This is a genomic window from Streptococcus agalactiae ATCC 13813 (genome assembly GCF_000186445.1).
Lineage (GTDB): Bacteria > Bacillota > Bacilli > Lactobacillales > Streptococcaceae > Streptococcus > Streptococcus agalactiae.
The window spans coordinates 1977737-1993703 of the sequence record NZ_GL636070.1; the positions used below are offsets into that span (position 1 = coordinate 1977737).

The window sequence follows — 15967 nt, forward strand, 5'->3', positions numbered from 1 at the left end:
CAATTTTTTCTTTAGCTATCCTAAAATAATCTAAAATATATTGATTATTACCATGATAATAGTGATAAACCACTTGATAAACTTTATCTCTACTATCAAGTAATAAGTTCACAAATAGATTTATCAACCTATAAATAAGTGCTTCACATGATACTACTAAATCTGCTTTCACTCTCTGAAAGCTATCCTGACGATAAAAAATTTTAGATAATAGTACAATATCTGGCATTAATACAGTAGCAGAGAAAATATTTGCTTCCCTTTCTTTTACAGAATCACTCTTACCACGTAATTCTGTGAAACATTTCCCTGAATGCCCTAAAACAAAATGTCCTAATTCATGACACATTGTAAAATTTTGTTTTTCAGTAGAATTATACTTTTCATATGAAAAAGATACCCCATCTTCATTAATCAAAGTAAGGCCTTCAATTTTTCTACAAGAAAAATGATGTTCAAGTATTTTGATATTGTAACGCTTCAAATAGTAATTTAAGTATGAACTAAAATGATAATCTATCAATGATTCACCCGTATTCTTTATAAATTGATAAATATCTTGTTTAGCTATCCTAGCAATTTTAAAATAATTTCCATTCAAAATTAACATCTCCAATTCTATTACTGATTAGCTTCCAATTGTTTAAATTGTATAAAAATTAGAAAACGTTGTCTATTTTAGAATCGAGTATTAATAGCTTTGTAAATAATATGTAGTATAACAAAAATTAAGAAAAGGTTTTGTCATATAGAATCATCATCCATCAGACCTAATTAAATAAAAAAGTGGACTCTCGCCCACTAAAAAATTTATGTTTATTTAACAAATTCATCCAAACTTACTTCAAAAAATCTAGCAATTTTTATTGCTTTTTGTAGATAAATATCACTTTGTCCCTTTTCCCAACGATTAACAGATCTGACATTGACATCAATCACTTTTGCTAATTCTTCTTGAGTCATTCCCTTGGCTTGTCTTAATTCTTTAAGTTTCATACGTTTCCTCACACTATTATTCCTTTTACTCTACTATTCGTAAAAGAAATAATAAAACCAGAGAAAGTCTAAAGAATTATCGAGAATTTTTATCCTTTTCAAAAGCTTTTTTACGTTCTTTCATGAATTCAATTAACTCTTTTCGAAAGACTGCTTTTTCTTCTTCCGTCATTCCATCAGATGTCGTTCTAAACAACATTTCAACATCTGACAAATCAATTTCTTCATCAACTTCCTGATTTCCCATCAAGGTATCTAGAGTTATATTAAATAATCTTGCTAATTTTTTAGAATTTTCGTGAGTAGGCATTTTTACTCCACGTTCCCAATCACCATATGCTGGTTGAGATATACCTAATTTTTCTGCAATTTCTTTTTGTGTTAAATGGGCCTGTTTTCTCAATGTTTTCAAGCGTTCTGAAAATTCCATAGTTTTGTCCTTTAAAAAATTTTTAAATTTTTTCAAAAAACCGTTGACAAATATAACTGTCAGTTATATAATATAAATATAGCCAATGGTTATATGAAGTGGCAAAATTTAATACCAACTAATCAATTGGCATTGTCCATTGATAATTTAATAAAAAAGTGCGTCTGACAACCAGATACCTGACTATCAAACCACACAATAAACTTCGTACCTTCATTGTAACGTGTTTGAGTTTTAAAGTCAAGTCCATTGATGGTTGAAGTTAAGATTTAAAACTTTTTTGGTGGGCTTACACGCATTTCGGACTTTAGCACTTTTCCGAATAGCAAAGTGAACTGGCTTCGCTAATTAAGCGTAAGAGAATCCTTCGGGCATGATAATGACTACCTGACAGATTGGCTGGGACAGCGATGGTAATTGATACAAAGCACCTTGTTAAACGTTGCCACCGTAAAAGACTAGTTTTAAAAATTAGTCTTTTAACCAAATAACTTTTTTCTCAAACCGTTGCTAACAAGCAACACACCTATGAGCCACTGGTTTTTACTAGTGGCTTTTTTCTTACAATAAAGGAAAGGAGGTCTGACATGACTTCTTATTTTGGAAGTGTCCTTGAACGGCACTATCAAAATTTTATCTTTACCTATAAGATGTATGCTTATAGTTCAAAATTAGTAGAATGTCTTTATCATGAAGCTCTGGAAGAAATCAAACAATTAGTTAACAAATTTCAAGAAGCGGGCTATACCTACTCTGAATTACATTTCTATAGCCGCTTATACAGTCGGAAAATCAAACAATTTTACTTTGCTAGAGTCAGTTTAAGTCACTGACTCTTTTTATTTAATTACTAGAAATGGAGAATATCTATGATTCCTGAAACTTTAAAAATGAACCCTGAATTTATCGGAAAAGCTTACTATGAAAAACTTGGAACAGCTCCTCGTACTGTTTTTGGAAAAGCTGGAAAATATCAACGTCACATTTTAAACAGTGAAAAGCATGGCTCTTTCCACGTGATTACCCCAGCTTTATCGCAAGTCTTTGATGAAGATGCAATCGTTGAAGTGGTGAACCCTATCTTCCTTCCTGATCGTAGTCTTAATGGAAACAACGTTGCTCCTGCTCTTAACGTCTTTGCTGAAAACTTGAAAGTATCTAAATAATAGAAAAGAGGATTTAACTTATGGCTAAAATTGGATTAAATTATGGTGACAAACTACAAATCGCTGACAAATCATACCGTGTAATCACAGAAGGATTAGATATCCCTGAAGTCTTTGGAAAATTAACTTTTCGTGGGATTGAAGGCGCTGATCTTATCTATGAAGAAGACCGTACGCAACGTAATGATGACGGTTCGTATGCTCAAATCGCCACAGGTGAAGCACGCGGAATTGTGGTTGGTATCCACTCTTCGGTCCAACACGAAACACTTTTCTTTACCATTGCTGATATGAGTGAACAAGAAATTGAAGACCTTGGTTTAAAATACCGTGAGGAAGTGGAACTTGAAGATATTGTTGTGACCTATTCATCTATCGGACGTAACGATAATTACAAACTCTATGCTTCTAAACTAAAAGCAAAATCAGATACAACTCCTATTAAGAATGATGTTAAAAGTGACACTAAAAAATAAAATTAGGAGGTAAATATGCGATTATTTACCTATCGTGGTTGGCGGGTTCGAAAATACTATCAAAAAATTAAGGTAATAACATATAGTATCATGTTATTACCTTTTTTACTTGGTAATGCTTACTATACCTACATCTCCTATCAAGAGATATTAAAAACGCCGCTCCCCTATCTCATAAAGCTTTCAATAACGCTCCTATTTCCTGCTTTTATCCTCTTAGGACTCCATCATCTCTGTTATCAAAAGTTTCTCTTCTTTAAACGTCTCAATACCTTAAGAATTCTAGCAAATTTCTTAATAGAAAATCGCTATTATCTTTCTAAAACTGTTAAGCGTGATGGAAAAGCAATTGAAAAAATTACCCTTCCTAAAGTCTTTGTTAAACAAACTAACTATCACCTTTTAATCAGTTTTATCCTTGAAGGGAATAAATTTCAAGACCGTTTTATCAACCTTGGTTCAACATTAGAAGTTATGTTTAACGGTGACTTTAAGAATAAAACTTTTGATGAGCGTTTTATTCAGTATGATATCAGTATTAATCGGATTAATAGTCGTATTGATATTTCAGACGTAACCATTGATAACCACTCCTTGAAATTAATGGCGGATGTCTTTTGGGATTATATTGCTGAACCACACTTATTGATTGGTGGAGGAACTGGTGGCGGGAAAACTGTTGTTCTAATGTCAATTGTCTGGGCATTAGCTAAAGTTGGTTTCATTGATCTTTGTGACCCCAAAAACGCTGACTTAGCTGGTTTGAAAGATGTTCCTGTTTTTCATGGAAGAGTTTTTAGCACCAAAGAAGAAATTATCCAATGTCTAAAAGATAATGTGACGTTCATGGAAAATCGTTATCAAGCCATTCAAAATCACCCAAACTACAAAATCGGTAAAAGTTTTAGTGACTATGGCATGAAACCTAAATTTATTGTCATTGACGAATGGGCAGCCCTTATGGCAAAAATTGATAGCGACTATCGCCTCCAAGCTCAAGTAACAGAATACCTCACCCAATTAGTCCTAGAAGGACGGCAATCAGGTGTGTTTATCATTTTCGCTATGCAACGTCCCGATGGTGAATATATCAAAACGGCTTTAAGGGATAACTTTATGAAACGCTTGTCGGTTGGGCATTTAGAAGATACAGGCTACACCATGATGTTTGGAGATGCTAATCGAAATAAAGAATTTAAAAAGCTAGATAAAATCAATGGAAAAACTGTTAAGGGACGGGGCTATATCGCTTCTAATGGTGAACTGGCTGGAGAATTTTTCTCTCCTTATGTACCTTTTGAAAAAGGCTTTTCTTTCTATGAAGCCTTTATGAAACTTCCTGTTTTAGAAATGAAAGGAGAAGAATTTGAGGTCTTCGGTGTTAAACAAATACCCGATAAACAAGAAGAAAAAAAGAATGTACAGACTTCATCAAAATCACTTTCTGACTTTGCTAAAGAAAAAGAACTTTCTTTAAAGACATTACGAAAATTAGCTTATCTTTTTGATGAAAGAGGAATAAGCTTTACCAAAGTCGGCAATTCTTTAGTAGTAACACCAAAACAAGAGGGGCTCCTTCTTGAAGCTTTAGAAACTTATCATGGCGGATGCAGCTCCTATGCACAAGCAGTTGAAACGTGCTTAAGTCGTCATGGACTAGAACAAGAGCAAGGGCAAGCCTGAACAGAGTTCAGGCGAAGTCCCGAAGTCTCGAAGTTCTAGTCCATGACGTGTTTTAACCCCCGCTATTCTAATAGGGGGGTAGCAGATTTCAAAATAGCGAAAGCCAACCGCCCTAATGCCAATGGTATCAAGGTTTTACAAGTTTTGAGAACTGTGTCACTTTTGCCCAAAAAGTGTGTCACCTACTGATAGATTGGAGGGAATTCAATGAATGGATAGATTAAATCCTGTTATGCTGAAAAAGTTTCGCAAAAAAACAGGAATGACCCAAAAAGAATTTGCTAAGAGTATTGGAATTAGTCATCGCACCTATAGAAGCTATGAAGATGGCTCACGTGGTTTAAGTCTTGATAAATTTCGAGAATTTAAATACCGATTAGGATATCTGAAAGAAGCTGATAAAGAACGACTAGAAGTACACATTGACTACTTAAGAATTACTTTTATGACAATTCGTGATTTAAAACATTTTTGTCATACCTATCTTCATTGTGAGTTAAAGGAATTTACCGAATCTGAAACTAGACTTCTTAATTACACTCATCTGTGGAAACGAGGAAATATTTGGATATTTGACTTTTTTGATAAAGTCGAAACAGGAAATTACCAAATAACTTTACAACTATCTGGTCAAGGTTGTCGAGAAATGGAACTTATTCTTGAAACATACCATCTTACATGGCAAAAACTTCTTCAAAAAATATCCTATGACATACCTGATATGCGAGTCAAACGACTTGATATTGCAATCGATGAACGGTATTTAGGAAATGACCGTGAAGAAGAACAATTCCTCTTATCAGATATGATTACCAAGGTTTATAATCACGAAGTTATTTGTCATACCTTAAGAAATTGGAACCACATTGGAGGTGGTAGTTTACAAGAGATTGAAGATAAAGAAGGGAACCAAGGAATTTCCATCTATTTTGGAAGTCGTCAAAGTAACCTCTACTTCAACTTCTATGAAAAACGTTATGAATTAGCTAAAGCTGAACAAATCTCCTTGGAAGAATCCTTGGAGATTTTTGGTATTTGGAATCGCTACGAGTTACGGTTTGCCAATGAAAAAGCCCAATTAGCTATCGAAGAATATATTAATGGTGTTGATTTAGCAGAAATTGCCCGTGGTGTAATTAACCATGAACTAGAAGTTTACGATGGAATTAACCGTTATGGTGCTTATCAACCAGACCTTAAATGGCAACGTCTTTTTGGTGGAACAGCACCTTTAAAACTAAGCATGAAGCCTGAACCTTACACTATTGAACGAACAATAAAGTGGCTTATGTATCAAGTTTCAAATTCGTTAAGATTAGTTAGTGAGGCTGATAAAATCATGCAAACTGAATATCTTAAAACAATTCAAAATTGTGGAGAAATCAATGAACGTGGTGAAGCTATCCTAAAAAATCTTAAAGCTTCCCATCACTTATTAAACAAATAAAGGAGGAAATATGGAATATAAAGTTGAATTGAACTCTATTGACCACTTTAAAGCATGGTCAGGTGGTGCTTCTACACTCGAATCTGTTCGTAAACGTGGTGGCACTGATCAACTAACGACACTTTGTGAGGAAGTCTTCTCAGGAACAGTTCCAACAGAAGAAGAAATCAATGACTGGCTCTGGTTTGATGATGATTATATTTTTCGCTCTCTTGGATATACGGAGTTACTAGATGAATGATTATTAAAAAGATTTACGAAGGTATTGTTAATCTTCCACGTACAAATGAAAACTGGAAGCTTGGTATTGTATTAATGAAAGGCAAACAGTTTTATTATGATACATTCGCTCGAAAATTAGCAACTGATAGTGACGGAAACTCATTTAACTATCAACATGCCTATTTCTCTTTATCAGGAAATATTCTTGAAATTGATAGAAAAATGTCATCACAACTTACACTTATCTTTAAACAAATTATCAACTCAAAACAAAAAGATTTTATGGAGGAACTTATCATGGCAACTAAAAGTACACTTGAAAAGAAAGTAAGAACAATCACTTCTGAACTTGGGCAGTTTATGAAAGAACATAATACCAAAGAAGCATGGACAAAAGCTGGGGAATTGAACAGTGTGCTAAAAACTGAAGAAGCTCAAACACTGCCTGTTGAATTTTTAGAAGCCATTCGTCATGAACTAAGAGGCTATTATTACGTCAATAGTGAGCTTAACAAACTTCAAAAACAACTCTACGCTAAAGGGAACAAACTCCTAGAAATCGCAAATCTTTAAAGGAGACCTATGAAACAAATAGCTGAATTACTAAAACACTACAAACACTTCCTAACAAAATTTAAAAAAACTGATAAAAAACGTGGTTCTCCTAAACTGATAAAAGCTAATCAAAAGACAGCTAACGTACTTGTTCTTTCAGGCATTAGCTTCTTTTTATTAATTGGTTTAATCGGATGCCTAAAAGCAATAACACTATCTAATAAAATGACCAAACTCCAAAAGTCAGTTCAAACAAAACCTACTTCGGTAACAATTGACTCAAGCGATACAGATAATCGCTTATCATACTATCTAAACGATTTTATCTCAGCTTACTTCAATTTTTCTGATGATGGTAATACACAAACAGAACAAACTAAAAAATTAAATAACTTTTATAACTTTGAACCTGATATTAAGTCACAAGGACAATTAAAAACAGCTTCTAGCTTAGAATCCTCAAAACTTATTACCCTCAACAATAAAAGTGCTTTATATCAAGTGACTTACAAGCAAAAGAATGGAGATAATACCGAAGAAATTACTACTGGTTTCAATATCCCATATGGTCAAAAAGGTGGTAAATATTACATTTCTGGTCTTCCTTGGTTTTCAACGTTAACCTCTAATCAGGCTACTTCTTTTGATAAAAAGGATGATTTAAAACTAACAGCTTCCGATAATTTTTCCACTACAACTCATAAAAAACTAACTAAATTTCTAAATGTTTTCTTCACTAACTATACAAGTGATCAAGATAATTTAGACTTAATTTCTAAAAACCTTGTTGTTCTTGACGATACTGAATTCAAAAGTATTGATTACACTTATTTCAAACAAAATGGTAAGTCAATCATCGCTTATGTACAAGTTACATTTGCAATAGCTGGAAATACACATTCTGAAAACTTTACACTTACTTTAATTCCAAAAGGTAAATCTTACTACGTATCGTCTCTTACTCACACTATTCCTCAAAATTATGCTACTGAAAAAGGAGAATAAATCATATGAATACTAGCTCATTACAAAACTTTATGCACGGTGATGGTACTTGGGTTCTAACAGCAATTGCTGTTATTCTTGCCATTAAAGCTTGGAAAAATAGCTCTTGGCTTCAACTATTTTCGGTTGTTGGCTTTTATTCAGTTATTGTCTCTCTCACAAAGGGGCAACAGATTCTTAGCTTCTTTGGATGGCTCCTTTGCTTAATCGGCATTGAAACAGGACTTTAAACTTATGACTAATGAAAAACTTTATGATTACTCTAGAGGTCTAAACGCTCCTTATTGGATTCAAGAAATAAAAACACAAAAAGGGACACGTATTTGGTATTTTGCTACACCAATGCAACTGTCCTTTTTTATTGTTTTTGCAATTGTCTTCGTTTTCATGATACTTGGGTTATCGTTTATTTTAGTTCCTCTAGCAAAACTAACACATTCTATTTCATTTCTACTTTACTGGTATGTTCCCTATAAACTAGCTAAAGCTTATACAGAATACGAACCACATGGCAAAAAGATGCATCTTTTTATTGCAGATTATCTTTGTTACCTATTTGAATTTCGCTTAAATAAGAAAGCCATTTATCATAATGATCGCGTACCAACATATGATGAAATTGTTTTTGAAAAAACAAAACTTTGAAAGGAGGAAACATGGCAATCAAATTACAATACCCTATTATGACGACTCATAATAATATTGTCATCTGTCACGATAAAAGTGTCATTGCTTATTATCGTATTCCAAATACTCCTATTACCATTACAGATGACGAGAAAAAAGAAAAACACAAACAAACTGTTGCCCAAACGATTAATAAACTAGCCAAAAATAAAACTTTTGATATTTCGCTTATTCCTAAAGATTATCTTTTAGAAGAAAAAATGAATGACTTCTCTAAAGCTTTAGCACCAAATAACCGTATTCTTGGGGAAACATTATTAGCTTATTCCGTTGATAAACTAACACAAGAAATGGAAATCCCTTATCAGTTTGATTGGGTTATTGGAGTTACCTTGCGAAAGCAAGATAAGTCTGGTTCTATTTCAGATTTAGCTTATGAACGCTTTTCTGAATTATCCGAAATGGTAGCTAACGGTATTGGTTATGAACTACAACTGGAAAAAATTGGTATGACGATTATTTAAGTGATGAAACAGCTGTCTACCAAGTCCTATCAACTTTAAGATGCCAGCGTCTTACTGACGAAGAACTCTTCTATTATCAACGAATGCAATACTTACGTTATATTCCCCATCTCAAACAAGAAGTTATTGCCAACCGCTCCTTATTCAATGTCACAGATACACTCATCAAAGTTCTCAAAAGTGGATTTCTAAAACTAGAGAGTCCTTATGGAACATCGTTTATCACCATTTTACCCGTTGGTAAGTTTAGTACTATTTTTAATGGGTTCCACCTCGGAGAATTCATTCAACGCTTGAATTTTCCTGTCGAATTACGAATTAAAGCAGAATTCATTGATCGTAATAAAATAAAAGGTAAAATGGGACGGTCAAACACACGCTTTCTTAACATTATGGAAGAAGCTGATAACACAAACACTGTTCAACAAGATGAAATTATTACAGGTGCTTTATCTTTAAAAGACCTTATGAAAAAAGTCGGAAATAAGGAAGACATTATTGAATATGGCGCTTATCTTATTGTATCTGCTTCTTCACTCTCCCAATTACGAAGTCGACGTCAAGTTGTTTTAAATTATTTTGATGATATGGGGGTTGAAATTAGTGAAGCAAGTCATGATGCTCCTTATCTATTTCAAGCTCTACTTTATGGGCAAAAACTTCAAAAGAAAACTCGTACTTGGACACATTTAGTCACTAGTCGAGGTTTTGCCGAGTTAATGCCATTCACTAATACAACTTCTGGTAATCGCATTGGCTGGTACATTGGACGAGTTGATAACTGGACAGGACGGTGGGACAATCTACAAAAAGCCATACAGGCTTCCAAAAACATCGTCCTTTTTAATCCTACTGTTGGGAATAAAGAAGATATTGCAGGTAAGATTACCAAGAACCCTCATATCATTATTACTGGAGCCACTGGACAAGGAAAATCATTTTTAGCACAAATCATTTTTTTAAGTGTTGCACTTCAAAATGTTAAAACTCTTTATATTGACCCTAAGCGAGAGCTACGCCATCATTATCAAGAGATTATTTCAAATCCTGAATTTGAGAAACATTATCCAGAACGAAAACATCAAATTGAAGCTTTTAACTTTGTTACCTTAGATAGCTCACTAGAATCAAATCACGGAGTTTTAGACCCTATTGTAGTCCTAGACAAAGAACAAGCCGTTGAAGTTGCTAAAAATATGCTAGAGTTTCTTCTTCAAGCAGTTGAGAATGTCTCTATGGATCAAAAAACAGCCATTACTGAAACGATTAATGATATTGTTAACAAACGACAAGCTGGACAAACAGTCGGTTTTAAACATGTTCTTAAAGCTCTTAAAAACAGTGATAGCGAGCAAATCGCTTCTGTCGGGCGTTATTTAACCTCTATCGTTCATAATTCTATTCTTGAGTTAGCTTTTTCAGATGGTACAACAAAAGGATTAAATTATGAATCTCAGGTAACCGTTCTTGAAGTTGCTAATTTAAAACTTCCTAAAACTGATGCTTCTAAAATATCTGACCATGAACGAAATTCAGTCGCCCTAATGTTTGCTTTAGGAGCTTTTTGTACTCACTTTGGTGAACGTCACGAAAATGAAGATACTCTTGAATTCTTTGATGAAGCATGGATTTTAATGAAATCAGCTGAAGGGCAAGCCGTTATTAAAAATATGAGACGTATTGGACGATCTAAAAATAATACCTTAGCACTTATTACCCAATCTGTTCATGACGCTGAAAATGATGACGACACAACAGGTTTCGGTACTATTTTTGCTTTTTATGAAAAATCTGAACGTGAAGATATTTTAAGACACGTTGGACTAGAACCTACTGAACAAAATTTAGAATGGATTGACAATATGATTTCAGGACAGTGCCTCTACTATGATGTTTACGGCAATCTCAATATGATTTCTGTCCATAACCTATTTGAAGATATTGATATGCTTTTAAAACCAATGAAAGCAACTGTTTCTTCAAGTCTTGAAAATAAATACGCATTATAAGGAGGGATATTCATGCAAGAAGCTTTTGAAAAGCTAAAAGGCGTTGATATCTTTGCCTTAAAAGCCTATTTGGAAAAAACCTCATCTGTCGAAACCTCTGTCATTGTTGCATTTAATGAAATCTTCGTTAATTTATTATTCTTCATTCTTAATCTTGTTGTTGGATTCTTCTCACTTCTTATGCGAATTCTCGAAAAGATTAACCTATACAATAATTACAAGACTTATGTTTATCAAGCTGGTAAATCTATGTGGCAAGGTTTTACGGGATCTACTTCTGATGGATTAGCCAATCAATCACTAATCGGCCTTCTAATTAGTATCATTGCTTTTTATCTCTTTTATCAGTTCTTTTTCTCAAAAGGAAACTTCATGAGAAAAGTCATTCATGTTTGTGTTGTACTTATTCTTGGATTCTCTTACTTTGGAACAGTAGCATCAACTTCAGGTGGGCTTTATCTTCTTGATACTATTGATAATATCTCTAAAACAGTCACTCAAAAAATTTCAAATATCTCGGTTTCCTATGGTGATGGTAAAGAGTTAAAAATCGGCGATTCAATGGCAGATAGTTATATCGCAGAAACTTCCTACACTGCTTACCTCTTCGTAAACACTGGTCAAGAAAACGGAAAATATGTCAACAGCCAAACAGGTAAAGAAGAAAAATTCGATGACTCAAAAGTACTCGGTCAATTAAATGGGAATACTTTTACAAAAGTTAAAAATAGCGACCGAAAGAATTATCTAGAGGAACTAGGTAATAATGCGGATGAAGATGGTGAAAAAGACCGCTGGGTATCAGCTGTCTATGATTATCTTTTTATCAAGTGTTTCTATGTTATCTTTAAAATCGTTGAAGCTATTGTCATTGCTATTCCAATTATCCTTGTGCAAATTCTAAATGTCATTGCTCAGCTACTAGTTTTAATAATGATGTTGCTCTTTCCAATAGCTTTATTAATTTCCTTTATTCCTCGCATGCAAGATATTATTTTTGGAGTCCTAAAAGTAATGATGGGTGGTTTAGCCTTTCCTGCTATTACAAGTCTTCTTACCTTAATAATTTTTTATTTAGAAAAAATCATTGAAAATATGATGACCTCTGGTTTTGACAATACCATCAAAGGCTTTGCTTCTCTTGTAGTCTTTGCATTACTTTTTAAACTTATGGTAGTCGTCATTGTCAAAGCCTTAATCTATTATTATCTTTGGAAATATAAAGGTGAACTTATAGGAATTATCCTTGGATCCAGGGCTAGACTAAAAATGGATAATATTGGTCATTCTGTTCAAGATAAGTTAACTTCTGGTAAAGAAATAATTCAACAAGTTCCTAATAAGGGATTTTCTACAGCTCAAAATCTTGGAAACTTCGCCTTAGCTTCCAGTGGTTTAGCATCTGGTGCAGTTATTAATTCTCTATCCCATTTAAAAAATGCAAAAGATTATTTTTCTAAAGCAAAACCTGAAGAAACGCCACACAATCCTAATTTAGACAGTGAGCATGAAACAAATCTACAACCTCAACAACAAGAAGATAAAAATAGCAATTCAATAACTCCTAACCAAGAGGATATTCCTGAAACTTCAGCAACCTTTAAAGAACCACAATTACTAACAGAGGAGCTCACAAAAGAAAATAATATGTCAACGTCCTCACTAAATCTAGAGGAAGAATTTAAATCGTTAAAAGAAAAACGAATATCACCACTTACTAAAAGACGTATTAACCATCTTGAAAAACGTTTAGAAGATTATAAGGACAATGAAGCTATGTATAAGGCACAAGGTTCTAATGCATTTACCAAAAACTTCCGAAAGACTTTGACTAGAGATAACAAGCTACGAGCAAATTTAAAAAGAAAGGAACGTTTAACAGAAGAACTCAAACGATTAAGAGGTGAACTTTAATGAATATCCATATCAATTCTAAAAGAGCTTTAAAACCTATTATTGAAAATAATGTTTATGAAGCCTATCAAAATAATGAGAGGTCATTGGACTTTCTCGTCTTATTTCCAATTACTGATAAGGAAGCTTCAACAATCATCGATATTTGTCGCTCTTATCCCGTAGTATTAGATGCTAAGTGGCGATTTGATGATCTGATTTTTACAGTCTACCTAAAGCACTAATATCTGAGGTAAGCCAATGAAGAAAAAAATACTCATTTTAGGGTTATTACTTCCTTTTCTTCTACCAGCTACTTTACTGATACTTATTGCAGGAAATCTGTCTGATGATACTACAACTTCTCAAAATGGACAAGAAACTTCCTTGACAGCCAAAGAGGTGGCCAATAAAGCCAATATTTCTGAAGAACGTGCTAAAGACGTCATTCAAATTCTTAATTATCAACTCTCTCACGAGGGCTTTTCTCTAGCTGGCAGTGCCGGAAGTCTTGCAGTAGCTGAACGGGAAAGTGGCTTTGACCCTAAAGCTATTAATACTAGTGGAGGGGTGGCAGGTTATTTCCAATGGTCTGGGTGGTCAAGTTCAGTCAATGGTAATCGCTGGGCTTCTGCTCCACAAAGAGCACTAGAATCTCAAGTAGAATTAAAATTAATGTCTACTGAACTTAGTGGCGCTTATGCAAATGTCAAAAGTAAAATGCAGTCAGCTAGTGATGCGGGAGAAGCAAGTCTCTATTGGTCTGAACATTATGAGGGAGTTGCTTTATCTGATGGACAAACTAAAGCTGACCAACTCAAAGTGAATGCCCGAAAATGGTATAACATCTTCAATGGAACATTAAAAAACAGTAAAACAACAATAGCTTTTTCGGGTAACACTGGATTATCTAAAGGAACACTACTATCCTCCTTTGATTTTCCAAGTGAATATAATGGTAAACTAAAATACGGACAACCAACTTCCAAAAGCGTCACCACACAAGGAGGAAACTCTTATCCTACTGGTCAATGTACTTGGTATGTTTGCAATAGACTAATTGAGACAGGTATTTGTACTGATCCTGCTATTTACAATAATAATGGTAATGGGCAAGATTGGGCTTCAGCACTTGTCTCAAAAGGTTGGAAACAAAGTAACTCACCACAAGTCGGTGCGGTTATGTCAGTAAAAGGAGGATATGGAGAAACATTAGCACAATACGGACACGTTGCCTTTGTTGAAGCTGTCAATAAAGACGGTACATTTCTAATATCAGAATGTAATTATAATCACACTCAAGACAAACCACACTATCAAGTTTTATCACCACAAAGCTACTATAGCTTTGCAGTAAAATGATTTAAACTACTATTTATGATTAAGATAAGTTTAAGATGCTATATGCTATAATATAATTATCCTAAAACTTTTCTTTTTCATAATCTCCACGGAAGTAAGCACCAGCTTGCTTCCTTTTTTATTTTTAAGGAGGAAAAACATGGAAAAATCACTTATCACTAAAGATGATTTAATAGAGCAGGGCTTAAAAGAAGGAACAGCTAGAAAAGTAATTCATGAAGCTAAAATTACTCTAGTTAGTCAAGGCTTTAAATTTTACGACAATAGACGACTGGGAGCTGTACCAATTAGCATAGTTGAAAAAATTCTTAATGTGAAATTTTGAGGAGGTTCTTTCTTGTATATACCACAATTCAATCCACGTGTGAGAAAAAGTAAAAAATCAAAAAAGTTTTATTTTGAAATTAGGGATAATAAAGGAAGAACAGTCGCATGTCAATCAGGTTTTAATAGTAAAAGAGAAGCCGAAAATGCTGCTTTAGAAATTCAACAAAAACTAAGGCAAGGATATACACTAGATAGACATACTTCGCTTTATGAGTGGTTTCAAACATGGTATGATTTAAAAATTCTTCCAAAGAAAAAAATATCTCAAGAAACAAAAAAGAATTATCAAACATATGGAGAAACAATCAAACGTCTCTTTGGTGATAGACCGATTGTTGAAATTAAAGCAAGTCAATACCAAAGAATTATGAATATCTATGGTGAAACAGTTGGATATGATTACCTAAGTAGGATAAATTCAGTTATTAGAAAAACAATAAAATTAGCACAATTAGATAAGATTGTAATTGATGATTTTACAAGTAATGTAGAATTGTTTGCAGGTAAAGAAGGACAAAAACCAGAAGATAAGTACATACATAAAGTTGAAGATTATCAGAAGTTAATAAAGTATCTGGAAAATAACTTAAATTATGAAGACTCCATCGTAAACTATATTATCTATACAATAGCAAAAACTGGTATGAGATATGGAGAAGCTATAGGATTATTAGATAATGATTCAAACTTTGAAGAATACTACATACACACTGATAAAAGGTACAATACGTCAAGTTGGAAATGGACAAAAGCCAAAAATGAGTCTTCAAAAAGATACGTACCAATAGATAAGAAAACAATAGAAGTCTTATCGAAAATGATAATAGAAAGGAAAAGAATAAATTCAGTCCTAAAGATAAAAAACACAGAAAACTTTCTCTTCTTCCACTACGGACTAGAACATGGAATACCCTCGGTAGCTACTGTAAACAAAGCCTTAAAAAAAATACTGAAAGAACTCAAAATTGAACCACTAATTACAACCAAAGGACTTCGACACACTTATGGATCATATTTACTCCATAAAAACATAGACATGGGAGTGGTAGCCAAAATATTGGGACACAAAGATATTCAAATGCTAATAGAAGTATATGGACATACAATGACTGAAAAAATTGATAAAGAGTTCAAAGTAGTTGAGGAAATTATGAATAAAATATAATTTGGGAAAGATTTTGGGAAAGAAAATAAAAAAGGTAGCAAAAAAGCCCTATTTAATAGGACTTTCATCTACGCTATACT

Annotated in this window: 18 protein-coding genes and 1 pseudogene; 16 read left to right on the forward strand and 3 right to left on the reverse strand. The window is 33.5% G+C overall.

The window, feature by feature from the left end; all coding sequences use genetic code 11:
• From HMPREF9171_RS104180 to relB (HMPREF9171_RS104170), 3 genes are all read right to left on the reverse strand, one after another.
• Nucleotides 1-601, reverse strand: a 601-nt coding sequence (locus tag HMPREF9171_RS104180) for an ImmA/IrrE family metallo-endopeptidase (RefSeq protein WP_029776392.1), incomplete at its 3' end; no start/stop codon positions are given.
• A 215-nt stretch (nt 602-816) separates the two neighbouring features.
• Nucleotides 817-996: a type II toxin-antitoxin system RelB family anti-toxin gene (gene relB, locus HMPREF9171_RS104175; RefSeq protein ID WP_000768128.1), complete on the reverse strand. Its 180-nt coding sequence runs from the start codon at nt 994-996 to the stop codon at nt 817-819.
• 76 nt (nt 997-1072) lie between these two features.
• A complete protein-coding gene (relB, locus tag HMPREF9171_RS104170; RefSeq protein WP_000395810.1) occupies nt 1073-1426 on the reverse strand; it encodes a type II toxin-antitoxin system RelB family anti-toxin in 354 nt (117 codons plus the stop codon).
• A 587-nt stretch (nt 1427-2013) separates the two neighbouring features.
• On the opposite strand from relB (HMPREF9171_RS104170), the gene HMPREF9171_RS104165 reads away from it, so the two are divergent.
• The 16 genes and pseudogenes from HMPREF9171_RS104165 to HMPREF9171_RS104095 all read left to right on the forward strand — a co-directional run bounded on the left by HMPREF9171_RS104165 (nt 2014) and on the right by HMPREF9171_RS104095 (nt 15887).
• Nucleotides 2014-2259: a hypothetical protein gene (locus HMPREF9171_RS104165; protein WP_000205113.1), complete on the forward strand. Its 246-nt coding sequence runs from the start codon at nt 2014-2016 to the stop codon at nt 2257-2259.
• Between the two features lie 36 nt (nt 2260-2295).
• Entirely contained in the window at nt 2296-2592 is a 297-nt protein-coding gene (locus HMPREF9171_RS104160; protein WP_000611954.1) for a hypothetical protein, read from the forward strand.
• Between the two features lie 20 nt (nt 2593-2612).
• Nucleotides 2613-3068: a hypothetical protein gene (locus HMPREF9171_RS104155; RefSeq protein WP_001062570.1), complete on the forward strand. Its 456-nt coding sequence runs from the start codon at nt 2613-2615 to the stop codon at nt 3066-3068.
• A gap of 15 nt (nt 3069-3083) precedes the next feature.
• Nucleotides 3084-4751 carry an FtsK/SpoIIIE domain-containing protein gene (locus HMPREF9171_RS104150; protein ID WP_001236330.1) on the forward strand — a complete coding sequence of 556 codons (1668 nt, stop codon included), beginning with the start codon at nt 3084-3086 and terminating at the stop codon, nt 4749-4751.
• A 211-nt stretch (nt 4752-4962) separates the two neighbouring features.
• Nucleotides 4963-6198, forward strand: coding sequence for a replication initiation factor domain-containing protein (locus HMPREF9171_RS104145; protein ID WP_000375485.1), 1236 nt, complete (start codon nt 4963-4965; stop codon nt 6196-6198).
• A 10-nt stretch (nt 6199-6208) separates the two neighbouring features.
• Nucleotides 6209-6439 carry a hypothetical protein gene (locus HMPREF9171_RS104140; RefSeq protein WP_000456038.1) on the forward strand — a complete coding sequence of 77 codons (231 nt, stop codon included), beginning with the start codon at nt 6209-6211 and terminating at the stop codon, nt 6437-6439.
• Entirely contained in the window at nt 6436-6993 is a 558-nt protein-coding gene (locus tag HMPREF9171_RS104135) for a hypothetical protein (protein WP_000584431.1), read from the forward strand. Before HMPREF9171_RS104140 ends, HMPREF9171_RS104135 begins: the two co-directional genes overlap by 4 nt.
• Nucleotides 6994-7002: 9 nt before the next feature.
• The gene (locus HMPREF9171_RS104130; RefSeq protein ID WP_000809300.1) at nt 7003-7980 is read left to right on the forward strand and encodes a conjugal transfer protein; all 978 of its coding nucleotides are present in this window, start codon (nt 7003-7005) and stop codon (nt 7978-7980) included.
• A 5-nt stretch (nt 7981-7985) separates the two neighbouring features.
• Entirely contained in the window at nt 7986-8210 is a 225-nt protein-coding gene (locus tag HMPREF9171_RS104125; RefSeq protein ID WP_001098130.1) for a hypothetical protein, read from the forward strand.
• A gap of 4 nt (nt 8211-8214) precedes the next feature.
• The gene (locus HMPREF9171_RS104120) at nt 8215-8625 is read left to right on the forward strand and encodes a conjugal transfer protein (protein WP_000180565.1); all 411 of its coding nucleotides are present in this window, start codon (nt 8215-8217) and stop codon (nt 8623-8625) included.
• A gap of 11 nt (nt 8626-8636) precedes the next feature.
• Nucleotides 8637-11140: pseudogene (locus HMPREF9171_RS01000000113070) on the forward strand (ATP-binding protein).
• A 12-nt stretch (nt 11141-11152) separates the two neighbouring features.
• Nucleotides 11153-13054, forward strand: a complete 1902-nt coding sequence (locus tag HMPREF9171_RS104115; protein ID WP_001154549.1) for a hypothetical protein — start codon at nt 11153-11155, stop codon at nt 13052-13054.
• Nucleotides 13054-13278 carry a hypothetical protein gene (locus HMPREF9171_RS104110; protein WP_001020816.1) on the forward strand — a complete coding sequence of 75 codons (225 nt, stop codon included), beginning with the start codon at nt 13054-13056 and terminating at the stop codon, nt 13276-13278. The genes HMPREF9171_RS104115 and HMPREF9171_RS104110 overlap by 1 nt, the downstream gene beginning before the upstream one ends.
• 16 nt (nt 13279-13294) lie before the next feature.
• Nucleotides 13295-14395, forward strand: a complete 1101-nt coding sequence (locus tag HMPREF9171_RS104105; protein WP_000727125.1) for a phage tail tip lysozyme — start codon at nt 13295-13297, stop codon at nt 14393-14395.
• 139 nt (nt 14396-14534) lie between these two features.
• On the forward strand, nt 14535-14720 hold the full coding sequence (locus HMPREF9171_RS104100; protein ID WP_000415722.1) for a DUF3173 family protein: 186 nt from the start codon (nt 14535-14537) through the stop codon (nt 14718-14720).
• Between the two features lie 12 nt (nt 14721-14732).
• A complete protein-coding gene (locus HMPREF9171_RS104095) occupies nt 14733-15887 on the forward strand; it encodes a tyrosine-type recombinase/integrase (RefSeq protein WP_000275842.1) in 1155 nt (384 codons plus the stop codon).
• The last annotated feature ends 80 nt before the right edge of the window (nt 15888-15967 follow it).